We start from the raw sequence: 26,860 nt of genomic DNA, 5'->3' as shown, positions 1-26,860 counted from the left end.
CACTCGACACCTCTTACTCTGGTTGTCATGGCAGCACCAGACGTCGAGACCGTCGAGACACCACCGGCCGAGTCTCCGGGGACCGCATCGACCTCCGTGTTCGTGACGGCAGGATTGATCGGTGCTGTCGTTGCAGCGCTCGTCATCAGTCTGTCCGCGTCGGACGCGCTCGTTCTCCTCGGTATTCCGGATCCCGGTCCGGCCACCACGTACGGGCTTCCCGCCATCCGTGCCATCGGCGAGATAGCGGCGTCCATCGCCATCGGTTCCTTCCTGCTCGCGGCATTCCTGGTGCCGCCGCAGAAGTCCGGAGTGCTCGATGTCGGCGGATACCGCGCCGTGCGCACCGGATCGGCTGCGGCGATCGTGTGGGCAGCGTGCGCACTGGTACTCGTCCCGCTGACCTTGTCGGACACGTCGGGTCAGCCGTTCACCGTCGCAATCCAACCCAGCAACCTGTGGGTTGCCCTCGATCAGGTGGAAATCGCCGGAGCCTGGCGTTGGACGGCGATTCTGGCCGTGGTGCTCGCGATCGTCTCGCGGGCGGTACTGCGGTGGTCGTGGACGCCGCTGCTTCTGCTCTTCGCGCTCGGTACGTTGATGCCCATTGCGCTGACCGGGCACTCCTCGTCGGGAGGTTCGCACGACGTCGCCACCAACAGTCTGATCCTGCATCTCGTCGGTGCGACGCTGTGGGCGGGCGGCCTCTTCGCCGTTCTTGCTCACGCCCGACGCCGGGGCGCACACACCGACGTCGCGGCCAGGCGATTCTCGGCCGTGGCAACCGTCTGCTTCGTCGTGATGGCAGCCTCCGGTGTGATCAACGCTCTGGTTCGTGTATCCGTCGCGGACCTGTTCACGACGCTCTACGGTCGGTTGATTCTGGCCAAGGTTCTCGCCTTGGTCGCGCTGGGATTCTTCGGGTGGATCCAGCGGCGCAGGTCACTACCTGCTCTCGCATCCGACCCGTCGTCCCGAGGTGCGCTGATCAGGTTCGCCGGGGGAGAAGTTCTCGTTCTCGCGGCCACGATCGGCCTCGCAGTCGGTCTGGGTCGGACTCCGCCGCCGTCGGACGTCGACCCCGATCTCTCGCTGTCCGAAGCAGCCCTCGGGTACGACCTCCCGGATCCGCCCACCTTCGCCCGGCTGATGTTCGACTGGCGGTTCGACCTCATCTTCGGAACGGCCTCGATCGTGCTGGCCGTCGTGTACCTGCTCGGTGTTCGGCGTCTCCGTCGACGCGGCGACGCATGGCCTGTCGGGCGGACGATCGCGTTCCTCCTCGGGTGCGCGACGATGCTCGTGGCCACGTCCTCCGGCGTCGGCAAGTACTCGCCGGCGACCTTCAGCGTGCACATGGGCGCACACATGGCGTTGTCGATGCTGGTGCCCGTTCTGCTCGCACTCGGCGGCGCCCTCACGCTCGCCCTGCGTGCATTGCCGGTAGCGGGCAAGGACGGGATTCCCGGTCCGCGTGAGTGGCTTCTGCAGGCGCTGCACAGCCCGGTCTCGCGATTCCTGACGCACCCCGTCGTCGCGGCGGTCCTGTTCGTCGGCGGCTTCTACGTGCTGTATCTCGGTGGCATCTTCGGTGCCGTGCTGGACAACCATTCGGCGCACCTGCTGATGAACGCGCACTTCATTCTCAGCGGTTACCTCTTCTACTGGGTCGTGATCGGTGTCGACCCGTCGCCGCGGCACATCGAACCCATCACCAAACTGGCCATGGTCTTCGGATCGCTTCCCTTCCACGCCTTCTTCGGCGTCGCGTTGATGAGCATGAACACCGTCATGGGTGGCTGGTACTACCGCACGCTCGGCTTGGACTGGAACGGCGATCTCATGGGCGACCAGAAGTTGGGCGGTGGTATCGCCTGGGCCACGGGCGAGATTCCACTCGTCCTGGTGATGTTGGCCCTGCTCATTCAGTGGTCGCGCAGTGACGATCGCAACGCCAAGCGCTCGGACCGCGCCGCGGACCGCGACCACGACGCAGACCTGGCTGCACACAACGCAATGTTCGCCGAGCTGGCACGACGCGATCGGGACAACGGGCGGTAACTGCATTTCTCCGACAGGTCAGAGCGGATCGGCCGTGATCTTGGCGAGAATGCGCTGAAGATCGTGGCGCTCCGACGGGTCGAGGGTGTCGAACAACTCGACGGCCACCTTCGCGCGGGCCGCGTCGATGTCACGTAGTCGGACCCGGCCGGTGTCGGTGAGCGAGACGAGGACAGCCCGTCGGTCGGCCGGGTCGTTCTCCCTCGCCACCAGCTCGGCGGTTTCGAGTGAGTCGACGATGTCGGTGGCCGACCGGGCCACGATGCGCAGGTGATCCGCCAAGGCGCGCAGTCGCATCGGGCGCCCTTCTCGAGCCAGCACGTGCAGCGCACGGCTCTGTGACGGATTGAGTCCGAACGGTTCGAGCGCGCTCATGTGGGTATGGCGGATCCGCCGCGCGACGGCCATGAAGGAATCGGCCAGGTTCGGGGTGTCTCCCGTGTGCATGTCGACAGCATAGCCGCTTGATCGCAACCTCATAGTGAGGTAACCTCTCGTTTATGTTCGTCGACCCAGGAGGTCTTCTTGGTACGCAATCAATCGAAAGTCGCCGACCCGGCCCCCGTGGGTAGGGTTCTGGCGCTGTTCCGTCCCTACCGCGCACGCATCGCACTCGTCACCTCGATCATCGTCGTCAGTGCCGTCGTCGCGCTCGCTTCACCACTGCTCCTTCGTGAACTGCTCGACCACGCCATCCCTGATCGCGACGTCACGCTCGTCACGCTGATCGCGCTGGGCATGATCGCAGTCGCCGTCGTCACCAACACCCTCGGCGTACTCCAGACCTGGATGTCCAACAGCGTCGGTCAGACGCTGATGCACGACCTTCGTGTCGCCGTCTACGGTCACCTGCAACGTCAATCTCTCGGCTTCTTCGCGCGCACCCGCACCGGCGAGGTGCAGTCCAGAATCGCCAACGACATCGGCGGAATGCAATCCGTGGTCACCAATACCGCCACGTCGATCGCCCAGAACGCCACGACGGTTGCAGCGACCGTCGTGGCGCTGTTCCTGCTCGACTGGCGGCTGGCGCTGTTCTCGCTGATCATCCTGCCGGTGTTCGTCCGCATCGCTCGAAAGATCGGCAACGAGAGACGAAAGATCTCGACGACTCGGCAGAAGCTGCTGAGCGAGCTGTCGGTTCAGATCGAGGAATCGCTGTCCGTCAGCGGCATCCTGCTCGGCAAGACGACGGGGTCGTCGGGCGTTCTCACGCAGCAATTCGCAGCGCGCTCCGACGAAGTCGCCGACGTCGAACTCAAAGCCATGATGGCCGGTAAGTGGCGCATGGCAAGCATGCAGATCAGCTTCGCCATCATGCCCGCGCTCGTCTACTGGTTCGCTGGAATCACCATCGGGAACGGCAGTGCGCTCACCGTCGGCACACTCGTCGCCTTCACGACCCTGCAAACTCAGCTGTTCAGGCCGACGATGCAGCTGCTGAGCACCGGCGTGGAAGTACAGAGTTCCCTGGCACTGTTCGGGCGCGTCTTCGAGTACCTGGACCTGCCGGTCGACATAGACGAACCGATCGCTCCGACCCTGCTCGCCCGAGAGGACGTGTCGGGGCACGTACGGTTCGAACACGTCGAGTTCTCCTACGCCGACGCCTCGCGGCCCGCGTTGTCCGACATCGACATCGACGTCCCCGCGGGCAGCACCCTGGCGCTCGTCGGATCGACGGGGTCCGGCAAGACCACGCTCGGATATCTCGCCGCGCGGCTGCACGACCCCACCCACGGCCGAATCACCATCGACGGCATCGACATCCGAGACCTGCCGACGGCTGTCGTCGCAGACCTGGTCGGCGTCGTGTCGCAGGAGACGTACCTGTTCCACGCCAGCATTCGAGACAACCTGCGGTTCGCGAAACCCGACGCAACCGACGCCGAGATCGAGCGCGCCGCACGGATCGCGCAGATTCACGATTTCGTCGTGGGCCTCGACGACGGATACGACACCGTAGTCGGGGAACGCGGCTACCGATTCTCAGGCGGCGAGAAGCAGCGTCTCGCGATCGCGCGCACGGTACTGCGGAACCCGCCGATCCTGATACTCGACGAGGCGACCAGTGCGCTGGACAACTCGACCGAACGCGCCGTGCAAACCGCCCTCGACGAGCTGATGGTGGGGCGCACGACCATCATCGTCGCCCACCGGCTCTCGACGGTCCGGGCCGCCGACCGCATCGCCGTCCTCGACGGCGGACGCGTCGTCGAGATCGGTAATCACACCGAGCTCGTCGACAAGGGTGGTCGATACGCCGACCTGGTACACGCATCCGGCGACTCCGCGCACAACAACGTCTCGGAATCGGTCGCGGCGTGAACTTCTCGTGCCGAGAAGCTACCCTCGCGACACCGGTGAGAGGAGACCGACGATGTTCTTGACCGTCGTCGATCGAACTACCGCCGAGATCGAGGTGAAGAAGTCGCGATTTCTCGCAGTCGTGGCGCGGGCGGACACGGAGGACCGCGCACGAGCCGTGATCGCGGCCGGTCGACAATCGAACAGCGCTGCGCGGCATCACTGTTCGGCATTCGTCGTCGGCGACCTCCCCGGTAGCCGAATCGCGCGGGCCAGCGACGACGGTGAGCCCAGTGGTACCGCCGGAACACCGATCCTCGAGGTGTTGACCGGGCGCGAACTCACCAATGTGGTCGCCGTCGTCAGCAGAATTTACGGCGGAACGAAACTGGGCACCGGAGGGCTGGCGCGCGCGTACGCCGGGGCGGTCGTCGAAGCTCTGGCGACGGCCACTGTGCGTCGCAGGGTCCAAAGACGCCGTGTGAGAGTGGAACTCGATCACGCCGACGTCGGCAGGATCGAAGCCGACCTGCGTGCGCGAGGGATCGACATCGTGTCCGTCGACTATCTCTCCACGGCGGTGTTGACGCTCGCGGCAGCGGAGTACGCCATGATCGAAAGTGCCCTCGCGGGTTCCACCGCGGGCAGTGCCGAACCGGTACGACTCGGCACCGACTACGTCGACGCAGCCGTATAACACGGCACCCCGACACCCCTCACCGTGAACCGGCGTTCGAGAGTCGGTTGTCCACAGGTACAGGCCCCATCCACAGATCTCGTTTCGGGGCACCGCAGGGTCGATTTTCGCGGCACAGTTCGACGTGGGTCGAGTGGTGCTCGGCCGAACACCGAAGCAAGGGGGACGAACATGTACGAGGCACAATGTGCGGTGGTGGGGACCGTGATCACCAACCCGGTCAAACGATCGACCGCATCCGGCGACGAAGTACTGAGCTTCCGGATGGCGAGCAACGCGCGCCGTCAGGATCGCGCGACGGGCGAATGGACCGACGGCGGGACGCTGTTCCTGACGGTGACCTGCTGGCGCAGGCTGGTCAAAGGCGTCGGAGGATCGCTCATGAAGGGCGATCCGGTCATCGCGTACGGCCAACTCAGAACGAACGAATACACGACGAGGGAAGGAATCGAACGGTCCGCGGTCGAAATGACGGCGAGCGCAATCGGACCCGACCTCGCCCGGTGCATCGTCAAGGTCGAACGAGCCAGGACCGTGATCGGTGGCGAGTCGGACGAACAGAGCGGGGCCACGGAATCCGGAGATCCCGGCGACCTCCGAGACAGCAGCGACACCGAGGAAGCGGACGGACGTGAGATGGACGACGAGCCCGACTTCGACTCGTCGGACGCATCCGGAGGCGAGCGGACCGCCGCCGCTGTCTCGTAGGGGCCTTCCTGCGATGCGCGTGTCCGGACTCGATTCGAGGGTCGATCGGGTCCGGACCTGCATCGCGGCTGGATACGGCCGTCGTCGGTCGCGCGAGTCGGTCCGCGACGGCGATGGTGTCGGTGAGCCCTCGGACCGATAAGCTGGCCCACATGGCGGAATTCATCTACACCATGAAGAAGGTGCGCAAGGCGCACGGCGACAAGGTCATCCTCGATGACGTCACGATGAGCTTCTATCCGGGAGCGAAGATCGGCGTCGTCGGCCCCAACGGCGCCGGCAAGTCCAGCATCCTGAAGATCATGGCCGGGATCGACCAGCCAGGAAACGGTGAGGCATTCCTCGCGCCAGGCGCGTCGGTCGGCATCCTCATGCAGGAGCCGGAGCTCGACGACGCCAAGACCGTTCGAGAGAACGTCGAAGACGGACTCGGCGACGTGATGGTCCAGCTCAAGCGGTACAACGAGATCGCCGAGCTCATGGCAACCGACTACTCCGACGAGCTCATGGAGGAGATGGGTGAGCTCCAGGAGAAGCTCGACCACGCGGACGCATGGGAGATCGACTCGCAGCTCGAGCAGGCGATGGACGCACTGCGTTGCCCGCCGCCGGAATCGCCCGTCACCAACCTCTCCGGAGGTGAGAAGCGTCGTGTCGCGCTGTGCCGTCTGCTCCTGAGCAAGCCGGACCTGCTGCTCCTCGACGAGCCGACCAACCACCTCGACGCAGAATCGGTGCTGTGGCTCGAGCAGCATCTCGCTGCCTACGCCGGCGCCATCCTCGCCGTCACACACGACCGGTACTTCCTCGACCACGTCGCCCAGTGGATCGCCGAGGTCGACCGCGGCCACCTCTACCCGTACGAGGGCAACTACTCGACGTACCTGGAGAAGAAGGCAGAGCGCCTCGAAGTCGCGGGCAAGAAGGACCAGAAGCTCCAGAAGCGACTCAAGGACGAGCTCGCCTGGGTGCGCTCCGGCGCCAAGGCGCGTCAGGCCAAGAGCAAGTCGCGTCTCGCGCGCTACGACGAGATGGTCGCGGAGGCCGAGAAGACTCGCAAGCTCGACTTCGACGAAATTCAGATCCCCAACCCGCCGCGTCTGGGCGACGTCGTCGTCGAGGTCAAGAACCTCGACAAGGGCTTCGACGGTCGCGTGCTGATCAAGGACCTGTCCTTCACGCTCCCGCGTAACGGCATCGTCGGCGTCATCGGCCCCAACGGTGTCGGTAAGACGACGCTGTTCAAGACGATCGTCGGACTCGAGGAGCCGGACGGCGGCGAGGTCAAGATCGGGCAGACGGTCAAGCTCAGCTACGTCGACCAGAACCGATCCGGTATCGACCCCAAGAAGACGGTCTGGGAGACGGTCTCCGACGGCCTCGACTTCATCACCGTCGGCAACTCCGAGTTTCCGTCGCGCGCCTACATCAGCTCGTTCGGGTTCAAGGGCCACGATCAGCAGAAGCCGTCGGGCGTGCTGTCCGGTGGTGAGCGCAACCGTCTCAACTTGGCGATGACGCTCAAGCAGGGCGGAAACCTGATTCTGCTCGACGAGCCGACCAACGACCTGGACGTCGAGACTCTCGGTTCGCTCGAGAACGCGCTCGAAGAGTTCCCGGGCTGCGCGGTGGTCATCTCGCACGACCGGTGGTTCCTCGACCGGACGTGTACCCACATCCTCGCGTGGGAAGGCGGGTTCGGTGACAACGAAGCCGCGTGGTACTGGTACGAGGGCAACTTCGAGGGATACGAGGCCAACAAGGTCGAGCGCCTCGGACCCGATGCCGCTCGCCCGCACCGGGTGACGCACCGCAAGCTGACCCGCGACTAGCCGCGAGCTGTCCGGCCTGTTTCGCCTACCGACGAGTACGCGAAACAGGCCGGACCACACGCCCATCGAGTGACGCCTTCCCCTATAGGCTCGTCGTTACGACGAAGAAGGTCCTCACAAGGGAGTGGTTCAACACATGCCGAACTCGGCGGGTACGACGGACATCGACTGGACGAGCGAACTGCCGGGGGAGTTGGTCACATCCCTGTCGCAGGTGAAGGCGGCGTACTTCGCGCACGTCGACTCGGCCGATCAGGACGGATCGATCGAGCAGGCCGAACGAACGATGTTCCGGCGTCACGTGCTACTCGCTGCGCGGCGTACCGCGGGGACCGCGAACATCCGCCTGTATCGCCCCGGTGCCGACAACTCCGACGGGACGTCGGGTGCGGTAGGGCTCGCACTGCAGATCGTCACCGACGACATGCCGCTGCTCGTCGAGTCCGTGGTGTCGCAGCTGTCTCGGATCGGAGTCGAGGTCAGCGACGTCGTCCATCCCATCCTCGACGTCACACGCGACGGCGACGACAGGTTGCTGTCCGCCGGATCGAGCAACGGGCCCGGTTCGGACGGGACGATCCGCGAATCCTGGATGCATCTGCAACTCAATCCCGCGGTGCCCGACGACGTCGCGGACACGGTGGAAGGCGCTGTGGCCGCGGTCTTGACCGATGTCCGCGAGGTCATCGCGGACACCGACGGGATGCGCCGCGTCCAGAGCGAGATCGCGGACGCATTCGAGGCCGCCGCCGCCGATTCCACGGACTCTTCCGCTGTTCAGCAGCGAGATGCCGCCGGCCTGCTGCGTTGGCTCGCCGACGGTCACTACACGTTGCTCGGTTACCGTCGCTACTCGGCCGAGAAATCCTCCGACGGATCCCTGACCGCGGTACCGGTCGCGGACAGTGGTTTGGGTGTGTTGCGGGACGATCACCGAATCGCCTCCGATACAAGCTCTTTGGATGATCGTAGCGACATCGTCACCCTCGTTCAGGGTTCCAGCCCAGCGACGGTGCACCGTGCCGTCTATCCCTACTTCGTGACACTGTTCGACCCGTCGAATCCGGAGCTGGGGGAACATCGCTTCGTCGGTGTGTTCACCGTGACCGCGTTGCACGAGAACGTTCTCGACATCCCGGTGATCGAGCGGCGCGTCCGATCCGCTGTCGATCGAGCCGGGTACGACCTGCAATCGTTCTCGGGCCAGGCGATGCTGGAAGTTCTCCAGTCCATGCCGAGGTCGGAGCTCTTCGCCACCGATGCGCGCTCCCTGTACGAAACGGCGACGGCCGTACTTGCCCTGGGACGTCGGCGCAAGGTGAAGGTGTTCCTGCGCGAAGACGCGGGCGGATCGTTCGTGTCCGCGCTGGTGTACCTGCCGCGTGATCGCTACACCACACGGGTGCGACTGGCGGTGCAGAAGTGCCTGCTCGACGAGTTGGCCGGGTCCGGTATCGACTACACCGCCCGCGTCACGGAATCCGACCTGGCACTGCTGCACGTCACGGTCCGCCGGGACGACGAGCAGGCGTCCGCGCTCGATCTCTCGCGGGACAACGTCGACCGGATCGAAGCTCTGCTCACCGAGACCATCCGAACCTGGGAAGACGCGCTGTCGGAGGCGGTCTCGCGTATCGACTCGGCGGATACCGTCGTTGCCTCGCGCTACGCGGACGCGTTGCCCGAGGCCTACAAGCAGGACTTCCGGCCCGAGCGTGCAGTCTTCGACATCGTTCGTTTCGAAGCCCTGTCCGACGGCGCCATCGACATGCAGCTCTACCGAAACGCCGACTCCGAGGTCGGTAGCTGGCGGTTCAGTCTCTACATCGGAGGCAGGGGAGTATCGCTCAGCCAGGTGCTGCCCGTGCTGCAGAGCCTCGGTGTCGAGGTCGACGACGAGCGTCCTTATCCGGTGGTCCGTCCCGACGGATTGCAGTGTTGGATATATGATTTCGGGGTGTCGGCATCGCGCGAGATGTTGAACGCGGCGATCGACGGCGATCTCGATTCGGAGTTGCAGGGTGCCGGTGCGACCGATCGCGAATCGAGGGTCCAGCTGCGCTTCACCGATGCCTTCACGGCCGTGTGGGAGGGTCGGGCGGAGGCCGACAGGTTCAACGAACTGGTCATGCGGGCGGCCCTCGACTGGCGCCAAGCGATGATCCTTCGGGCGTACGCGAAATATCTGCGCCAGGCCAATTTTCCGTACAGTCAGTTCAACATCGAGGGTGTCCTGCTGTCACACCCGCGGACCGCACGACTCCTGGTCGGGCTCTTCGAGGCGCAGTTCGACCCCGAGCGGGCGTCGGAATCCCGTTCCGAGGAACTGAGCGACGAGCTCCAGTCCTTGATCGACGAGGTCATCAGCCTCGACGCGGACCGGATTCTGCGATCGATCTTCGAGCTTGTCCGCGCGACGTTGCGCACCAACTTCTACGTGGTGGATGAACACGGCACTCGGCGCGAGTTCCTCTCGATCAAGTTCGATCCGCAGAAGATCGCGGAACTGCCCAAGCCCAAGCCCACATTCGAGATCTTCGTCTATTCCCCTCGCGTCGAAGGTGTTCACCTTCGGTTCGGAGCCGTCGCCCGAGGCGGGTTGCGCTGGTCGGACCGTCGCGAGGATTTCCGCACCGAAATCCTCGGACTCGCAAAAGCTCAGATGGTCAAGAATGCGGTCATCGTTCCGGTGGGCGCGAAGGGCGGATTCGTCGTCAAGCGTCCGCCCGCGACCACCGGGGATGCTGCCGCTGATCGGACTGCGGCGCTGGACGAAGGCAAATCCTGCTACCGGTTGTTCATCGCCGGGCTACTGGACGTCACCGACAACCTCGACCGTGCAAGCGGATCGGTGATCCCACCCGACCGCGTCGTACGCCGAGACCGCGACGACACCTACCTCGTCGTCGCCGCGGACAAGGGAACTGCGACGTTCTCCGACCTCGCCAATTCCGTTGCCGCCGAGTACGACTTCTGGCTCGGCGACGCTTTCGCGTCCGGCGGCTCGGCAGGGTACGACCACAAGGCGATGGGAATCACGGCGAAGGGTGCGTGGGAGAGCGTCAAGCGGCACTTCCGTGAAATCGGCGTCGACACTCAAACCGAGGACTTCACCGTCGTCGGCGTCGGCGACATGAGCGGCGACGTGTTCGGAAACGGAATGCTGCTCAGCCGCCACATCGGGCTGTTGGCGGCGTTCGACCACCGGCACATCTTCCTCGATCCGAACCCGGACAGGGCGGCGTCGTTCGCCGAACGTGAGCGTCTGTTCGGACTCCCTCGTTCCTCCTGGGCGGACTACGATTCGGCATTGATCTCGCGGGGCGGCGGAGTGTGGGACAAGACCGTGAAATCCGTTCCGATCAGCCCCGAGGCGCGCGCGGCGTTGGGGCTGGGGGACACCGTGACGTCGTTGTCGCCCCCGGAGCTGGTTCGTGCCATCCTCACTGCTCCAGCCGACCTGCTGTGGAACGGCGGAATCGGTACCTACATCAAGGCGTCCACCGAATCGAACTCCGACGTCGGCGACAAATCGAACGACGCTGTCAGGGTGAACGGCAACGAGGTTCGGGCCACGGTCGTCGGCGAGGGCGGAAACCTCGGTGCGACGGCGCTCGGACGCATCGAGTACGACCTCGCAGGCGGACGGATCAACACCGACGCCGTGGACAACTCGGCGGGCGTCGACTGCTCCGATCACGAGGTCAACATCAAGATCCTCCTCGAGTCGGCTATCTCCGACGGTGTGCTGGACCGAGACGATCGCGACGAACTCCTCGCGTCGATGACGGACGAGGTCGGCCGACTGGTGCTGTGGGACAACTTCATGCAGAACGAACTGCTGGGGACCTCTCGGTTCGACGCGCCGTCGTTGCTCACCGTGCACCGACGGGTGATCGAGGACCTGGAGGAACGACGAGGGCTCGACCGCGAACTCGAAGCGTTGCCCAGCGAACAGGAGATCCGCACGCGGAAGTCGGAGGGCCGCGGACTTACCTCCCCTGAGCTCGCGACGTTGATGGCTCACGTGAAGCTGAGCCTGGAAAGTGATCTGTTGGCCAGCGAACTGCCGGACAGCGACGTGTTCGCCTCGCGGCTGCCGAAGTACTTCCCGGACGTTCTTCGCGAGCCCTACGCGAACGAGATCACCTCGCACCCACTGCGTAGGCAGTTGGTGGCGACCACGCTGACCAACGAGACCGTCGATCGGGGCGGCATCACCTTCGTCTACCGACTCGCCGAGGACGCAGGCGCAACGGGCACCGACGCCGTGCGTGCGTTCGCGGCTGCGACGGCGATCTTCGGTTTGGACGAGCTGTGGAACGACATCCGGACGGCGGGTATGCCGACGGCGTCGTCCGACGAGTTGTTGCTCGAATCCCGACGGGTGCTCGACCGCGTCGCCCGGTGGTTGTTGACCAATCGACCGCAACCCCTTGCCGTCGGCGCCGAGATCAGCCGGTACGCAGGCAAAGTCGCATCCCTGAGTGCCGTCGTCGGCGAGTACATCGACACCTATCAGGCACGCAACGTCGAGGCCCGCGTGCAGGCAGCCGTCGAACGTGGTGCTCCGAGGGAGCTCGCGTCCGCGGTGTATCGACTGCTGGACAACTACAGTCTGCTCGACATCATCGACGTCGCGGACATTACCGAACACGACCCCGCCGAAGTCGCCGAGCTGTACTTCGCACTGGACGCGCACATCGGCATCGACTGGTTGCTGACATCGGTGTCCGGACTTGCCCGAGGGGATCGCTGGCATTCGTTGGCGCGGTTGGCGCTTCGCGACGACCTGTACTCCTCCCTGCGGGCGATCACCAAAGAAGTTCTCCTGGGCGGCGAACCGCACGAAAGTGCCTCGGAGAAAATCGCGGAGTGGGAATCGACCAACTCGTCCCGCCTCGCACGTGCTCGCGCTGCGCTCCGCGAGATCTCGGACTCGGGAACCCTCGACCTCGCTACACTGTCCGTCGCTGCGCGGCAGGTGCGCAGTATGGTTCCGTAGCATTTTCTGTCCGTAGCGTGCCATCGACGAAAGAAGGACGACTGCTGTGAGTGTGCCCGCCGACCATCTGTCCGACCATCGAGAGCCGCAGGAACGCATCGGTTTTCATACCAGCGTGGATGTTCGCTGGTCGGACATGGACGTGTACCAGCACATCAACCATGCCCGCATGGTGACGTTGCTGGAGGAGGCGCGGATACCGTGGCTTCTCGTCGACGGACGACCGACGGCGAACCTGCGGCACGGCGCGGTCATCGCGGATCTGCACGTGAAGTACCGCGGTCAGCTTCGACACGAGGACGGCCCCCTGGACGTCTTCATGTGGATCGACAAGGTGCGGGCCGTGGATTTCGTGGCCGGTTACGAGGTGCGCGCCAACGGTGCGTCGCTGGACACTCCGGCGGCCATCATCGCGTCGACTCAGATTGCAGCATTCGACATCGACACTCAGAAGCTGCGACGCCTCACCGCTGAAGAGCGCGAGTATCTCGAGAGCTGGCAGCGTGTTTGAGCGTGTACTCACCATTCCGGACCCGGTCGAACGGGAGAATCTGACTGCGTTCCTCGGCAAGGCGCTGCGCCTCGACGAAGCTGCGGTGGTGCGCTTGAGGACGCGTACCGACGGGCGGCTGTCGGCCTGGGCATCGACGGGTTTCGACGCGCTCGCCGTGCGGGTCGTCGCCGGATCGATCGTTCCGGACGACACCTCGGCGGCAGCCGATCAGCTGCTCGCGGCTCTCGGGTCGGCCGTCGACGGCAGAGTCGACCCGGGCTTCTCGATGGATTCGGCGTGGAAGGGCGCGTTGCCTCCCGACCAGGGATTCGAGCATGTCGACGACGTACCTGCTCGGGTCTTGATCGACCTCGCTCAGCGCGGTGCTGCGCTCGCGAAGGAGCACGGGAGCAGCCACGGTCCGCCGGTGTCGCTGCTCGATCAGCAGGTCCTGCACGTCGACGGTGCCGCGGGCGGAGTGTCGGTCACGATGAGAACGGTGTTCGCCCTCACGGCAATGGGTTTCGTGCCGCACACGGGGGAGGACCCGCTCAAGGCCGACGTCGACCTCGCGCGCATCGACTCGAACGAGATCGTGCGCGTGCGCGCCACCAAGGTGTGGCTACGCCTCGACGCGCGCTACGGCTCGGTCTTCTGCCGCCGAGAGAACGCGCTCTCCCTCACGGTGGAGCGCTGAAACGGCTCTAGACCAACCACGCTGCGGCGTCGGCGGGAAGTTGCCCGTCGACGAGAGGCGCGCTGGACATCAAGACCTCGCCCGGCGGGAGGGGGATCGGAACGTCGGTCGCGTTGAGGGCACAGATCAGCCCGCCCGGTCGTCGGAACGCAAGGCATCCGGGTGGGCTGCCGTACCAATCCACTCCGGTTCCGGCGAATTCCGGCCGCAGTGCGCGGAGTTCGAAGGCCGACCGGTACAGGCTCAGCATGGAGTCGACGTCTTCGAGCTGTTCTTCCACCGTGAGCGACGACCATTCCGTGGGCATCGGCAGCCAGGTCGCCGGGGACGAACTGAACGCGAACGGCGGCTCGGTTCCTTCCCACGGGAGGGGAACACGGCATCCGTCTCGGCCACGCTCGGTGTGGCCGGAGCGCTCCCACACCGGGTCCTGCAAGGATTCGTCGGGCAGGTCGACGTTGGGCAGGCCCAGTTCGGCGCCGTTGTAGACGAACACCGTTCCTGGCAGCGCCAATTCGAGCAGAATCATCGCCCTGGCGCGGGCTGTGCCGCGGGCGCCTCCGCCGTAGCGAGTGACTTCGCGGACGACGTCGTGGTTGGACAGCGTCCACGTCGGGGTGCCGTCGACGAGGGCCACCGCGTCCAACGAGTTGGACACTGCGTTTCGAATGGCTGCTGCGTCGAACTCGGCTTCGGCCAGGCGGAAGTTGAAGCCGAGGTGCAGCTCGTCGGGGCGAATGTACTCACTGAACCTGACGTTGTCCTGCACCCAGATTTCACCGACCGTCGTCGAGCCCGGGTATTCGTCCATGATCTTTCGGATACCACGGTGTATCTCGTGCACGGCCGGATTGTTGAACCGTGGATCGGTGTCGTCGTTCTTCATGAGCTCGTTCGTTTCCAGGCTCATGTTCGGAAGGCCTTCGGGCTTGGCCATTCCGTGTGCGACGTCGATCCGGAAGCCGTCGACTCCCCGGTCCAACCAGAAGCGCAGCGTCGTGGCCAAGTCCTCGAAAACCTCGGGGTTGGTCCAGTCGAGATCGGGTTGTTCGGCCGCGAAGATGTGGAGATACCACTGTCCCGGCGTTCCGTCGGCTTCGCGAATGCGGGTCCATGCGGGGCCGCCGAAGATACTCGGCCAGTTGTTCGGCGGCTCGGAGCCGTCGGGTCCCTTGCCGTCGCGGAAGATGTAGCGGGCTCGTTCCGGACTTCCGGGAGCCGAGTCGAGCGCTGCGACGAACCACGGATGTCGGTCGCTCGTGTGGTTGGGCACCAGGTCCATGGTGACCTTGATGTCGCGCGCGTGTGCCTCTTCGATCAGCGAATCCATCACCGCGAGGTCACCGAACAGGGGGTCGATCGCTCTCGGGTCGGACACGTCGTACCCGTGGTCCGCCATCGGGGACTTCATGATCGGGCTCAGCCAGATCGCGTCGATTCCGAGTAGTTCGAGGTAGCCGAGCTTGTCCCGAACGCCGCCGAGATCACCGACGCCGTCGCCGTTGGAATCGGCGAACGAACGCGGGTAGATCTGATAGAAGATCGCGTCCTTCCACCACGGTTCGGGCTGAGGTTCGAGTCGATCGGTCACAACGGTCAAGTCTGCCAAACGCGGACGCTCGACCTCGATCAGGGACCGGGTTGATCTTCGTCACCTCGTAAGGCTGGGGGCTCACGACCGGCCAAGATGCGGGCTCACGCCCGGGCGGACATGCGAGCGACGCTCAGGAAGGCATACCGTTTCCCCGGTTTCTCTCCCGAAAACAGCCGCTTTGTCCGATTGATGAGGTACCGTACCCGTCGAACCGGAACGAGGAGCACGAGGAATCACATGGCCGAGCAGTCGATCGAAGCAGTCCGTTTGAGTGAAGTGCTTCTGCAGGACAGTCCCATCGATCCGGACTGGATCCTCGAGGGCGAACCCCGCGCCCGCGTGGCCGAGTGGTCACGCAGCATCGACGGGACGACCACCACCAACGTGTGGGACTGCACGGCCGGTCGCTTCCGCTGGTACTTCTCGGTCGACGAGATCGTGCACATCATGGACGGCTCGGTGACGGTCTCGTCCGACGACCATCCTGAACGCACGCTGGTGGCCGGCGATGCGGCGCTGTTCCGCGCCGGCACCTGGTCCGAGTGGCACGTCCAGGACTACGTCCGCAAGCACGCAATTCTTCGCCAGCATCTTCCCGGCTCGCTCCTGCTCGCCCTGAAGTTCGCCGGCAACGTGCGTGGCGCACTCCGACGGGCGAAGGGACTCGGGCGCAGCGCCGCCCAGCCGACGACCGCGCAGCGCGAGGGATCTGCGCCTCGTCTGTGAGGACCGGTTCCTAGAACGGCGAGTTGACCATGGAGTTGGCTGCCATCTCCATGTAGTCGACCAACTGTGCCCGGTGCGTGGCGTCGAGGACGGAATCGTCTATCGACGCGATGGCACTGTGCATGCACCGCAGCCATGCGTCCCGTTCGATCGGGCCGATGTGGAACGGCGAGTGCCGCATGCGGAGGCGAGGGTGCCCGCGTTCGTCCGAGTAGGTGCGCGGTCCTCCCCAGTACTGTTCGAGAAACATTCGCATGCGTCGCTCCGCAGGCCCCAGGTCTTCCTCGGGGTAGAGCGGTCGCACGACGTCGTCCTTCGCCACTTCCTCGTAGAACTTGGCCGTCAGCTTGTAGAACGTGTCCGCACCACCGACCGCGTCGTAGAAGGTCTGTTGCGGTTCGGTCATCGGTGCTTCTCTCCAGTCGTTCGAGGTAGGGCGGGGTGCGGCCGGGTGGTGCCTACTTTGCCAGGTCGACGATCGCGCCGGCCGGTCGGCCTTGCGGGTACGGGGCCTGAATTCCGGCGTCGTCGAAGGCCTGGAGAATCTGGCGGTGGAGCCGTCGCTGCACCGCCCACTGCATCCCGGGCCTGGTCTTGACGGTGATGCGGATGGTGACCGTGTCGGCGCTCACGGCGTTGACGCCGAGCATCTCGGGATCCCCGAGCAAATCCTCCGCGAACGCCCCCGATTCGACGACGTCTATCGTCGCCTTCTCGGCCACCTCGCAGGCCTCGTCGAGATTGGCAGTGTGCGCGACGGGCAGGTCGAGAACCGCCACCGCGAAACCTTGACTCATGTTGCCCACGCGAAGGACCTCGCCGTTGCGGCAGTACCAGACGGTGCCGTTGACGTCGCGGATCGTCGTCACGCGCAGTCCGACGCTTTCGACCGTGCCCACTGCTTCGCCGAGATCGACGACATCACCGACGCCGTACTGGTCTTCGAGCAGCATGAAGATTCCGGAGAGGAAGTCGCGGACGAGATTCTGCGCACCGAAGCCGAGCGCCACTCCGACGATGCCCGCGGAGGCGATGAACGGGGTGACGTTCACTCCGACCACGTCGAGCACGGACAGTACGAACCACGTCAGAATGACGACGGACACGCCGGACTTGAGGACCGAGCCGATGGTCTTGGCGCGTTGGCGACGGCGTTCGGAGAGGATCGAGCTCTGCAGCGTCGACGGTGCACGCTCGCGCAGTGGTCGAAGAAGCGCAGGCGCCTTGTCCGACGCCGATCCGCTGCGACTGGTGAAACGGTCGATCAGTTTGTGCAGTACGAGTCGGAGGACCACCGCGAGCGCAAGGTAGCCGAGAACCTGTAAAGGTCTGTCCACCAGCCAGTCTCGACCGGTTTCGGTCAGTTCGAAGGCACGTGTGTCGAGAGACGAGCCCGTCAGGTAGGTCGATGAGTTCGATTCGAATACAGACACTTGCAGAGTCTACGGAAGGCGCGGATTCTCGCCACCGTGCTGGTAGCGGACCTGCTCGTTGGCTGTGAGTTCACCGATCGGTCATCACCGCGATCCGGAAAAGGGGTGTGCAGACCCGGCGTTTTCGTGTTCCACTGTGACACGTGTTCCGCGCAAGCCATGCGCGGACGCCGACGCTTTTGGGAGAACCGAAGTGAAGAACAAGCAACACCGACACCGACAACTCCCGCCCATCGATGTCCATGACACCGCAGACCAGCGGGAACGGATATCGGGGGCGTCTCCACTACATGTCGTTTCTCCTGGCGAGACGGTGTCTCCCAGCGACAACATGGTTCCTGCCTGGGTCAAGCGCCGAGTGCTGCTTCTGAACGCCACTTTCGAGCCCTTGACCGCGCTGCCGATGCGTCGCGCAGTGGTACTGCTTGTGTGCAACAAGGCCGACGTCGTCCACGACGACCCCTCCGGTCCATACATTCGATCCGCCGACTTCTCCGTTCAAGTGCCCTCGGTTATTCGTCTGAGGACGTTCGTTCGAGTGCCGTACCGGGCTCGCGTGCCGATGACGAGGGCTGCGCTCATGCACAGAGATCGTTTCCGGTGCGCGTACTGCGGCGCCAAAGCGGAAACCGTGGACCACGTCATCCCGCGGAGTCGTGGGGGCGAGCACTCGTGGGAGAACTGCGTTGCGTGCTGCGCCTCGTGCAACCATCGCAAAGCAGACAAAATGCTCAGTGAGCTGGGATGGACTCTGCGCGCGCAACTCGTTCCACCGAAGGGGCCGCACTGGCGTTTGCTCGCCAGCAACAAGGAACTCGATCCGTCCTGGTTGGCGTACCTGGGTGAGGGCGCGGCGTAGCGGCCGGTCTCGAATCGATCCGACCGGCCCCGCTGTCGCTTCGGGGTGAAAAGTCGACTAATCTCACACCCTGTGAGCATTCTCGAGACGATCCTGATCTTCGGGGTGATTCCGGCTGCGATCATCGGAATCATCGGAGCGTTGTCCTACGTGGGGGAAAGGCAGCCGGGTCTGGACATCACCCCGTACCGGTTGACCGACGAATGGACACGTGAACCAATTCTGTGGAGCGCGACCGACGAGGTGACACCGCACGGTGGCGGCCACGGCGATTCGCATGCATCCGCTGCAGATTCGATCGGAGGGTCGGCAAGTGGCAAGTGGTGAACTGGTCAAGAGTGACATCGACGCGGAGGACCTGCCCTACGGCTCGGCTCTGACGTCCAGCGGACGCGTGTCGGGTGCTCACGAGTTCGGAACGGCCAGCCCGGCGCACCTTCCGTTCGCCACGCAGGACCTCGTGTCCCTCGACGTCGCACTGACCGAGGCGACCCGGGCGACGCAGATTCGCTTCAACGTCTACCTCGGAGACCTGGGTGAGGACGTCGCCGCAGGTGCAGACGCGCTCTTCCCCGGAACGCCGGACGCAATTCGTTCCGTGCTGATCGCCGTGGACCCGAACCACAAGGGCATCGAGATCCGCACCGGACGCCGTGTCTCGGATCGCGCGACCGACCGGGTGGCGCAGCTCGGCATCACTGCCGCAACGGGGCCGTTCCGCGACGGCAACCTCATCGACGGACTGGTCAGCGCGGTTCGTGTCATGGCCGCCGCCATCGTGAGCCCGTAGCCGGATCGAATCGACACGAAGAAGGCGCCGCCCGGAAACCCGGGCGGCGCCTTCTTCTCGTTTCCAGCGCAGTGCTTACGTCACGTCGAACTCGCGGGCCGCGAGCGAGCGCACGATGCCCGCGCGTCCCTCGATCACCAGACGCCGCAGCGCGGGAGGCAGATCCTTCTCCAGGAACGCATCCGCAGCCGCGACCGAGTCCGCACTGATCGACCAGGAGGGGTACAGCCCGACCACCACGGTCTGCGCGACCTCGCTGGACCGCCTCGACCACACGCCCTCGATCGAGTCGAAGTACCGCGACACGTACGGCTCGAGGAGCTCGCCCTGTCCCGGTCCGGCGAACCCACCGATGATCGATCGCGCGGTGATGTTGGGGACGGAATCGTCGTCGACGACCGTCGTCCATGCATGTTCCTTGACCTCGCTGCTCGGCCGAACGGCACGCGCAGCGGCTGCCGAACGAGCTCCGGCCGCAGTGTTGTCGCGGGCGGCCTCGGCGTCGATCTCGGGCGACTCGATGCCGTGGCTGTCGATCGCACCTGCTGCAGCGAGCGCCGACACCAGACGCCAACGCAGGTCGGTATCCACCTCGAGACCGCCGAGCTCCTGGCCGTCGACGTCGCCGTCCAGGAGGCCGCGCAACACCGCGACATGCCTGTCGGACAAGGCCGAACCGGTCAGCGAGTTGACGAACGCCAGCTGGTGGTCCGAGCCTGCGTCGGCGGCGCGCGCGAGCTCGAGGAGCGTGTCCGCGAACTCGGGCTGACCGTGCTCCTGCGCCCACTGCGGCTCGGCGTAGCTCGTGATGGCCGTCTGCGCCTGGAGGAGCAGACGCTGCACGACGCCGACCTCCGTCTCCGCACCGATACCGCGCTGAACGAGCGCGACGAAATCGCGTGCACGCATCTCGGCCTGGCGAGTCATCTCCCACGCGGCCGACCACGCAAGGGTGCGGGGGAGTGATTCCGCGATGTCGCCGATACGGGCGAGCAGAACGTCGAGAGACTCCGGATCGAGACGCACGGCGCAGTAGGTGAGGTCGTCGTCGTTGACGAGAACCAGCTTGCCCCGCGACACACCCACCAGTGACGGAACGTCGGTGCTGTCCGACGCCTCCAGGTCGATCTCGACACGCTCGGTACGCACCAGCTTGTCGTCTTCTCCGTCGTCGTAGATGCCGATTGCGATCCGGTGCACTCGATGCTCGCCTGCGCCGGGTGCTGCGCCGCTCTGCTTCACCGCGAAGCGGGTGAACTTGCCGTCTGCGTCGACGTCGAAGTCAGGGCTCAGGGTGTTGAGTCCGGTCGTGCGGAGCCATTGGCTGCCCCAATCCGACAGGTCCCGACCGGACGACCGCTCCAGTGCGGTGAGGAGGTCGGAGAACGTGGCGTTGCCGAACGCGTGGTCGACGAAGTACGCACGCAGGCCGGCGAGGAAATCCTCCTTGCCGACATAGGCGACGAGTTGCTTCAGAACGCTCGCACCCTTGGCGTACGTGATGCCGTCGAAGTTGACCTCGACCGCGGCCAGATCGGGAATGTCGGCTGCGATGGGGTGCGTCGACGGCAGCTGATCCTGCCGGTAGGCCCACGACTTCTCGACGTTGGCGAACGTGGTCCATGCGTTGGTGTACTCGGTGGCCTCGGACTGGCACAGGACCGATGCGAACGTCGCGAACGACTCGTTGAGCCACAGGTCGTCCCACCACGTCATCGTCACGAGGTCGCCGAACCACATGTGCGCCATCTCGTGCAGAACCGTTTCGGCGCGGCGCTCGTAGGAGTATCGGGTGACCTTGGAGCGGAAGACGTAGTCCTCCAGGAAGGTGACGGCGCCCGCGTTCTCCATTGCGCCCGCGTTGAATTCGGGCACGAACAACTGGTCGTACTTGCCGAACGCGTAGGGGGTGCCGAAGTTGGCGTGGTAGAAACCGAATCCCTGCTTGGTCTCGGTGAACAACCTCTCGTGATCCATGTGCTCGGCAAGCGATGCGCGGCAGTAGATCCCGAGCGGGATGGTGCCGTGCTCGTCGGTGTAGGAATCCGTCCACTCCGCGTACGGGCCGGCGATCAGCGCCACCAGATACGTGCTCATCAGTGGGGTGGTGTCGAAAACGTGTTCTCCCGCAGCGGGTTCCGCGGCATGCGCAGCGTTGGAGATGACCTTCCAGCTGTCCGGAGCGGTGACCTTCAGATCGAATGTCGCCTTCAGATCCGGCTGGTCGAAGCAGGCGAACATCCGCTTGGCATCCGCCGTCTCGAACTGAGAGTAGAGATACACCGAGCCGTCGGACGGGTCGACGAACCGGTGCAGACCCTCACCGGTGTGGGAATAGACACAGTCTGCGACGACGACGAGTTCGTTGTCCTCGGCGAGGTCGTCGAGCGCTATCCCCGTCTCCTCGTCGTAGCCCGAAACGTCGAGGTCCACCCCGTTCAGAGTGGCGGATCTGATGCCGTCGGCGACGATGTCGACGAACGTCGATGCGCCCGCCTGTGCCGCGAACGCAATGGTCGTCGTCGACAGGAACGTCTTCTCGCTGGGATTGCCGGACCCGTCGGTGAGGTCCAGGACGATCGAATAGGTGGAATTGCCGAGCACGGTCGACCGTGCGGCAGCTTGATCGCGTGTCAGGTTGGGAGCAACCACGTCAGTCATGCACCTTCTCGAGTAGGGATCGTGTGATGACACCATCCCATCACGGCGCGGGTCGGGCATGCTTGCGTAGGGACGCGGCGCGGAATTGTTCTGCCGCATCCTGGGTTGTTCTCGGTCGACACCCACTCGTATCTCGACACGAAGGAGCTTCACGTGAGCGGCAGCGGACAGAAGGACACCGCCGATTTCTGGTTCGACCCCCTGTGCCCATGGTGTTGGATCACGTCGCGGTGGATTCTGGAGGTCGAGAAGGTCCGCGACATCGACGTCAACTTCCACGTCATGTCGCTCGCAGTCCTCAACGAGGGCCGCGACCTCCCCGAGCAGTACGCCGAGATGATGAAGACGGCATGGGGACCCGTGCGAGTCGCCATCGCCGCGGCCCAGGAGAAGGGCGACGAAATTCTGTCGCCGCTCTACACGGCACTCGGTACCCGTATCCACAACGGAGGCAACAAGAATTTCCCCGAGGTGATCGAGCAGTCCCTCGCGGAACTGGGTCTGCCTGCTGAGTTGGCGAAGGCAGCCGACAGCACCGAGTACGACGAAGCGCTGCGCACCAGCCACCACGCGGGCATGGACAAGGTCGGTCCCGACGTCGGAACGCCCACGATTCACGTCAACGGTGTCGCGTTCTTCGGGCCCGTCCTCTCCCGCATCCCGCGCGGCGAGGAAGCCGGAAAGCTGTGGGACGCCTCGGTCATCTTCGCGTCGTATCCGCACTTCTTCGAGCTCAAGCGCACCCGTCACGAAGACCCCGAGTTCGACTGACCCCAGGTGAGCGGAAATGTAGGTCAGGACCTATATTTCCGCTCACAGCGGGTCAGGCGACGATGCGATCGACGCCGTCGGACGTACCGAAGTATCGGTGCTTCCCACGGCTGAAACGCCACGCGGACCAGGCAGCCGCGGCGGCGTCGAGCGCGTCGTCGGCTGCGGGCTCGACCGGCAGTGATGCCATGGCGTCGTGTACGGACACCGGATCGAGCCACGTGGACAGTGCGCTCAGACGCTGGCCGACGCCACGCGCGGACTTCTTCGACACGAACGACGTATCCGGTGCCATGTGCCGAAACGAGCATTCCGGGTGCACTTCCACCACCCGTTCGGGGTCGAAGGACACGTCCTGCCACTGCCGGACCGAGGACATCAGATACCACGTCTGTTTGCTGATCGCCTTGCCGGTGATTCGTCTGGACACTGCGCACGCATCCTCGTAGGTCGTCGTGTCGAGAACAGCGCGTACCGGTGTATGGAAGATCGACGATCGCGCCCGCCCGAGAAAACTTTTCGCTTCCAGCTCACTGGCCCGGTACCCGCTCTCGGGCAACGACAACGGCATGTCGACCCCGACGACGTCGCACCGACGTGTCGCGACCAGCACCGCCTGCACGTCGGGCTCGACGGACATCCGCAGATCCTGGCCGTCGAACAGTGCCACAACCCACTTGCCTTTGGCGCCGTCGACTCCGGCGACCGTTTTTCGTCCCTGAAATCCCACCTGTCAGACTCTATGCATGCGCGTATACCTGGGTGCGGACCATGCCGGCCTCGAATTCAAGAACCAGATCATCGAACACCTCACCGCGACCGGGCACGAGCCCGTCGACTGCGGCGCTTTCGAATACGACGCCGTCGACGACTACCCGGCCTTCTGCATCGACGCGGCACGACGGGTCGTCGCCGATCCAGGTAGCCGCGGCCTCGTCCTCGGAGGCTCCGGCAACGGCGAGCAGATCGCGGCCAACAAGGTCCCCGGTGCCCGGTGCGCACTCGCGTGGAGCGTCGAGACCGCGCAGCTCGCGCGCGAGCACAACGATGCTCAGCTGATCGGTATAGGCGGACGCATGCACACCCTTCCAGAGGCCCTCGCGATAGTCGATGCCTTCCTCGGAACCCCGTTCTCCGGCGAGGAGCGGCACCAGCGTCGTATCGACATTCTGTCGGAGTACGAGCGGAGCGGCGACGCACCCGACGTCCCGGGCGGACAGAAGTTCGACGGCTCCTGATCGATGCCCGAAGGGCATACGCTGCACCGCCTCGCGCGGCTGCATCAGCGTAAATTCGCCGGCGCGCCCGTCGAGGTGAGCAGCCCGCAAGGGCGGTTCACCTCGGGGGCCGCGTTGGTCGACGGCCTGGTGCTCGTGAGGGCCGAGGCCTGGGGCAAGCACTTGCTGCATCGCTACGAGTCGGACCTGATCGTGCACATTCACCTCGGTCTGTACGGAAAGTTCACCGATCAGACGCTGCCGATGAAGGAACCGGTCGGTGCCGTTCGATTGAGGATGGTGGGCGAGGCTTTCGGTACCGATCTGCGCGGGCCGACAGCCTGTGAAATCTATACGGAGCAGCAGGTCGACGCTCTGCTGAGTCGACTCGGTCCGGATCCGATCCGGAAGGACGCCGATCCCGATCGAGCGTGGGATCGCATCTCCAGATCGAGGACGCCGATCGGCACACTTCTGATGGATCAGAAGGTCCTCGCCGGAGTCGGCAACGTGTACCGAGCGGAGATCCTGTACCGGCACGAGATCAACCCGATGCGTCCGGGTAAGGACGTGGATCGAAGTGAATGGGACGCGATCTGGTTGGACCTGGTCGACCTGATGAAGATCGGTGTACGACGCGGCAGGATCATCACGATCCGACCAGAGGACGACCACGGAGATTCCGGTTACGCTCCGAAACGACCCCGCACCTACGTGTATCGCAGGGCGGGGCGTCCGTGTCGAATCTGTGGAGCCGAGATTCTGCATTCGGTGATGCAGGCGCGAAATCTGTTCTGGTGCCCTGTCTGTCAGGCGAGCTAGACGGTCAGGCGAGCTAGACGGTAGGGCGAGCGAGCCGGGACGTCAGAAGTCGAACCCGCCGTCGAACATTCCGCCGCCGTCCCCGCCGAACGAATCTCCACCGAAAGAGTCGCCGCCGCCGTCCATGGCGCCGTACTCCTCGCCACCGCCGCCACCGGCGTCACCCGAGTCGCCGAACTCGCCGTTGTCGGCGCCGCCGCCTTCCGAACCGTCACCGGCTCCGCTCGCGAACTCCTGTTCGCCGTAGCCGACTCCTGCCATTCCCGAGAACATCGCCGAGAACAGGAACATCGATCCGACGCCCCAGGCGCCCGCGACGAGGGCGGGGCGCCACCACGGCTCGGAGTACCAGCCGGCCGGCACGGGACGGCCGGCGACCTTGCCGCCGGGGTAGTAGTTGGGCGTGCGGTCCGACGGATTGGGCGAGGCCTCGACGTTGCGGCCCTCGAACTCGACCTTGCGGTCCTCGGTGACCTGACCCGCGGACTTCTGGCCGTCGATGCCCTGAATTTCCGGACCGGGGTCCATGCCCATCGCGATCCGCGCCGCGCGGATGTAGTACAGACCTTCCAGCGCAGTCTGCTTGGCCAGCCGTGCCTGCTCGACCGTCTTGGCCTGGTCGATCTGCGATCCGGCCGCGATGTTGCGCTCCGACGCGTCGGCGAGTGCCTGCTTGGACGCGGTGTCGCTACCGATCAGGTTGTAGACCTGCCCGCCGAGCCGCTCGATGGACTGGCGAGCATCTGCCTTGGCGTCCTCCAGTGTGCTGGCCGACTTCGCCGCCGCGTTCTTCTGACTGCGGACGACCAGGAACACGACTGCTGCGACGATGACGACGACGAGTAAGAGAGCTTCCACTGTTACCGCTTCCTTGTGGGAATTTTTCAGGCACGTGCCCGATCGCCTCAGGACAAATCGGACACTTTTCACGATACGCGTGCCGATCGATGCGCGGGCGTACCGTCCGACGTGCTTCGATCGAGACTATGACCCCCGAACGTCAGTTGGAAGTGCTGGAACTCGAATGCTCGAGGATGGGGGCGGTGTCGCTGGACGACGTCTGCGCCGACGTCCCGACCATGCCGGACTGGACCGTCGAGAAGTTGATTCGACACGTCACGTTCGTCCATCGAATGGCGAGGTCCGCGTTGGATGCGCCTGCCGACGGCGGAATGGCGAATGTGCTTGCTGCGGTGGAGAAGCCCGAACGCGGACCTCGGGTAGTGGACGAGTACCGCGAGTCCGCCTCCCTCGCGCTCGACGCCTACCGCGACGCGCCGCTCGATCGCGCCGTCCCGACGTGGGCGGGCCCAGGCACCGCCGACTACTGGATTCGGCGCCAGTTGCACGAAATCGTCGTGCATCGATTCGATGCGCAGAACGGAATTCACATCCGTGGGGGAGCAGAGCCCGATCCACTCGATCCCGAGAGCGCGGCCGACGGAGTAGTCGAATGGGCCGAGGACTTCCTGACAAGGGTTCCGCTGGAACAACTTCCACAACTCGCGGGCCGCACCGTCCATCTGCATACCGTCGACGACACTGCCATGGAACTGTTCCTCGACTTCGGCGGTGACCGGGTGACGGTCACGCACGAGCACCGCAAAGGCGACGTCGCCCTGCGCGGTTCGGCAGAGAATCTGATGCTCGCAGTGTGGCGCAGGCGCCCGCTGAATGTGCTCGACGTCGTCGGCGACCGGTCGGTGGCAGAGGCGCTGTACGACGGTGTTCGGCTGTAGAGATTTCGGTGCCGGCGCGCCCGTCGGTGACATTCCAGCGAAGGGGAGCGAACACGAAAAAGCCCGCCGATCGCAGTGCGATCGGCGGGCTATTTCTGGAGCCGATGACGAGAATCGAACTCGCGTAGCCTGTTTGGAAGACAGGGGCTCTACCATTGAGCTACATCGGCGTGCATGCGACGTTGATGGGATCGCCATCGGCGCCGCTTGCGATTCGAAACTCTACATAACCTCGGATCGAGAATACAAATTGCCTGCATGTAGAGTCTGTCGAGACGGATGCGGTGGCCCGCCCACGGGTACCGCTGGTGTCTGCTGTTCAATGGAGCCTGTAAGTTGATCGGCGGGCGGCTTGAACAGCGTCGGTAAGACGGGGTGTGGCGCAGCTTGGTAGCGCATCCGCTTTGGGAGCGGAGGGTCGCAGGTTCAATTCCTGTCACCCCGACAA

At 64.8% G+C, this 26,860-nt stretch carries 23 protein-coding genes and 2 tRNA genes; 17 read left to right on the top strand and 8 right to left on the bottom strand.

All coding sequences use genetic code 11. From position 1 onward, the window contains the following. The first annotated feature begins 27 nt into the window (after window positions 1-27). Window positions 28-2,061: a bifunctional copper resistance protein CopD/cytochrome c oxidase assembly protein gene (locus tag CH290_RS15005; RefSeq protein ID WP_033190417.1), complete on the top strand. Its 2,034-nt coding sequence runs from the start codon at window positions 28-30 to the stop codon at window positions 2,059-2,061. A gap of 18 nt (window positions 2,062-2,079) precedes the next feature. Here CH290_RS15005 and CH290_RS15000 read toward each other — a convergent pair whose 3' ends face one another. Then, a complete protein-coding gene (locus CH290_RS15000; protein WP_020111695.1) occupies window positions 2,080-2,508 on the bottom strand; it encodes a MarR family winged helix-turn-helix transcriptional regulator in 429 nt (142 codons plus the stop codon). 117 nt (window positions 2,509-2,625) lie between these two features. On the opposite strand from CH290_RS15000, the gene CH290_RS14995 reads away from it, so the two are divergent. The 7 genes from CH290_RS14995 (at window position 2,626) to CH290_RS14965 (ending at window position 13,800) form a co-directional block, all read left to right on the top strand. Next, window positions 2,626-4,389 (top strand): ABC transporter ATP-binding protein, encoded by a 1,764-nt coding sequence (locus tag CH290_RS14995; protein ID WP_019664773.1) that lies wholly within the window; start codon window positions 2,626-2,628, stop codon window positions 4,387-4,389. Between the two features lie 52 nt (window positions 4,390-4,441). Then, window positions 4,442-5,065: an IMPACT family protein gene (locus CH290_RS14990; protein WP_033190418.1), complete on the top strand. Its 624-nt coding sequence runs from the start codon at window positions 4,442-4,444 to the stop codon at window positions 5,063-5,065. Window positions 5,066-5,236: 171 nt separating this feature from the next. Beyond that, entirely contained in the window at window positions 5,237-5,773 is a 537-nt protein-coding gene (gene ssb, locus CH290_RS14985; protein ID WP_019664771.1) for a single-stranded DNA-binding protein, read from the top strand. Between the two features lie 152 nt (window positions 5,774-5,925). Continuing rightward, on the top strand, window positions 5,926-7,605 hold the full coding sequence (gene ettA / locus CH290_RS14980; RefSeq protein WP_019664769.1) for an energy-dependent translational throttle protein EttA: 1,680 nt from the start codon (window positions 5,926-5,928) through the stop codon (window positions 7,603-7,605). A gap of 136 nt (window positions 7,606-7,741) precedes the next feature. Continuing rightward, on the top strand, window positions 7,742-12,610 hold the full coding sequence (locus CH290_RS14975; RefSeq protein ID WP_033190419.1) for an NAD-glutamate dehydrogenase: 4,869 nt from the start codon (window positions 7,742-7,744) through the stop codon (window positions 12,608-12,610). Between the two features lie 46 nt (window positions 12,611-12,656). Then, the gene (locus CH290_RS14970; RefSeq protein WP_052059270.1) at window positions 12,657-13,121 is read left to right on the top strand and encodes an acyl-CoA thioesterase; all 465 of its coding nucleotides are present in this window, start codon (window positions 12,657-12,659) and stop codon (window positions 13,119-13,121) included. Beyond that, on the top strand, window positions 13,114-13,800 hold the full coding sequence (locus tag CH290_RS14965) for a DUF8010 domain-containing protein (RefSeq protein WP_033190420.1): 687 nt from the start codon (window positions 13,114-13,116) through the stop codon (window positions 13,798-13,800). Before CH290_RS14970 ends, CH290_RS14965 begins: the two co-directional genes overlap by 8 nt. A 7-nt stretch (window positions 13,801-13,807) precedes the next feature. On the opposite strand, the gene CH290_RS14960 is transcribed toward CH290_RS14965, so the two are convergent. After that, entirely contained in the window at window positions 13,808-15,391 is a 1,584-nt protein-coding gene (locus CH290_RS14960; protein WP_033190421.1) for a glycoside hydrolase family 13 protein, read from the bottom strand. 240 nt (window positions 15,392-15,631) lie between these two features. Between CH290_RS14960 and CH290_RS14955 the strand changes: the two genes are divergently transcribed. Continuing rightward, complete coding sequence (locus CH290_RS14955; protein ID WP_019664764.1) at window positions 15,632-16,120, top strand: cupin domain-containing protein; 489 nt, start codon at window positions 15,632-15,634, stop codon at window positions 16,118-16,120. Window positions 16,121-16,130: 10 nt separating this feature from the next. Here CH290_RS14955 and CH290_RS14950 read toward each other — a convergent pair whose 3' ends face one another. Further along, complete coding sequence (locus CH290_RS14950) at window positions 16,131-16,526, bottom strand: globin (protein WP_033190422.1); 396 nt, start codon at window positions 16,524-16,526, stop codon at window positions 16,131-16,133. A gap of 52 nt (window positions 16,527-16,578) precedes the next feature. After that, window positions 16,579-17,553, bottom strand: coding sequence for a mechanosensitive ion channel family protein (locus CH290_RS14945; protein ID WP_033190423.1), 975 nt, complete (start codon window positions 17,551-17,553; stop codon window positions 16,579-16,581). Window positions 17,554-17,884: 331 nt separating this feature from the next. On the opposite strand from CH290_RS14945, the gene CH290_RS14940 reads away from it, so the two are divergent. The 3 genes from CH290_RS14940 (at window position 17,885) to CH290_RS14930 (ending at window position 19,202) form a co-directional block, all read left to right on the top strand. Beyond that, on the top strand, window positions 17,885-18,412 hold the full coding sequence (locus CH290_RS14940; RefSeq protein ID WP_020111685.1) for an HNH endonuclease: 528 nt from the start codon (window positions 17,885-17,887) through the stop codon (window positions 18,410-18,412). Window positions 18,413-18,484: 72 nt separating this feature from the next. After that, on the top strand, window positions 18,485-18,739 hold the full coding sequence (ctaJ, locus tag CH290_RS14935) for an aa3-type cytochrome oxidase subunit CtaJ (RefSeq protein WP_019664760.1): 255 nt from the start codon (window positions 18,485-18,487) through the stop codon (window positions 18,737-18,739). Beyond that, complete coding sequence (locus tag CH290_RS14930; protein ID WP_020111684.1) at window positions 18,726-19,202, top strand: DUF5130 family protein; 477 nt, start codon at window positions 18,726-18,728, stop codon at window positions 19,200-19,202. Before ctaJ ends, CH290_RS14930 begins: the two co-directional genes overlap by 14 nt. 75 nt (window positions 19,203-19,277) lie before the next feature. On the opposite strand, the gene pepN is transcribed toward CH290_RS14930, so the two are convergent. Continuing rightward, on the bottom strand, window positions 19,278-21,854 hold the full coding sequence (gene pepN, locus CH290_RS14925) for an aminopeptidase N (RefSeq protein ID WP_094620581.1): 2,577 nt from the start codon (window positions 21,852-21,854) through the stop codon (window positions 19,278-19,280). A gap of 162 nt (window positions 21,855-22,016) precedes the next feature. On the opposite strand from pepN, the gene CH290_RS14920 reads away from it, so the two are divergent. Continuing rightward, window positions 22,017-22,634 carry a mycothiol-dependent nitroreductase Rv2466c family protein gene (locus tag CH290_RS14920; RefSeq protein WP_026347738.1) on the top strand — a complete coding sequence of 206 codons (618 nt, stop codon included), beginning with the start codon at window positions 22,017-22,019 and terminating at the stop codon, window positions 22,632-22,634. 52 nt (window positions 22,635-22,686) lie between these two features. Here CH290_RS14920 and CH290_RS14915 read toward each other — a convergent pair whose 3' ends face one another. Next, entirely contained in the window at window positions 22,687-23,364 is a 678-nt protein-coding gene (locus CH290_RS14915) for a DUF429 domain-containing protein (protein WP_080748798.1), read from the bottom strand. Between the two features lie 16 nt (window positions 23,365-23,380). On the opposite strand from CH290_RS14915, the gene CH290_RS14910 reads away from it, so the two are divergent. Further along, window positions 23,381-23,872 (top strand): ribose-5-phosphate isomerase, encoded by a 492-nt coding sequence (locus CH290_RS14910; protein WP_019664755.1) that lies wholly within the window; start codon window positions 23,381-23,383, stop codon window positions 23,870-23,872. 3 nt (window positions 23,873-23,875) lie between these two features. Continuing rightward, a complete protein-coding gene (locus tag CH290_RS14905; protein ID WP_020111681.1) occupies window positions 23,876-24,673 on the top strand; it encodes an Fpg/Nei family DNA glycosylase in 798 nt (265 codons plus the stop codon). Window positions 24,674-24,715: 42 nt separating this feature from the next. On the opposite strand, the gene CH290_RS14900 is transcribed toward CH290_RS14905, so the two are convergent. Then, window positions 24,716-25,531, bottom strand: coding sequence for a hypothetical protein (locus CH290_RS14900; RefSeq protein ID WP_019664753.1), 816 nt, complete (start codon window positions 25,529-25,531; stop codon window positions 24,716-24,718). A gap of 128 nt (window positions 25,532-25,659) precedes the next feature. Between CH290_RS14900 and CH290_RS14895 the strand changes: the two genes are divergently transcribed. Beyond that, a complete protein-coding gene (locus CH290_RS14895) occupies window positions 25,660-26,412 on the top strand; it encodes a maleylpyruvate isomerase family mycothiol-dependent enzyme (RefSeq protein ID WP_094620580.1) in 753 nt (250 codons plus the stop codon). Between the two features lie 96 nt (window positions 26,413-26,508). On the opposite strand, the gene CH290_RS14890 is transcribed toward CH290_RS14895, so the two are convergent. After that, window positions 26,509-26,582: transfer RNA gene (locus tag CH290_RS14890), tRNA-Gly, on the bottom strand. 201 nt (window positions 26,583-26,783) lie between these two features. Between CH290_RS14890 and CH290_RS14885 the strand changes: the two genes are divergently transcribed. Continuing rightward, window positions 26,784-26,857: transfer RNA gene (locus CH290_RS14885), tRNA-Pro, on the top strand. Window positions 26,858-26,860 lie beyond the last annotated feature (3 nt).

The organism is Rhodococcus sp. 06-156-4, assembly GCF_002259345.1.
In the GTDB taxonomy this organism is placed as follows: Bacteria; Actinomycetota; Actinomycetes; order Mycobacteriales; family Mycobacteriaceae; genus Rhodococcoides; species Rhodococcoides fascians_E.
The sequence above is the reverse complement of the archived record's forward strand: the minus strand, read 5'-3'. Positions and strand labels throughout refer to the sequence as shown.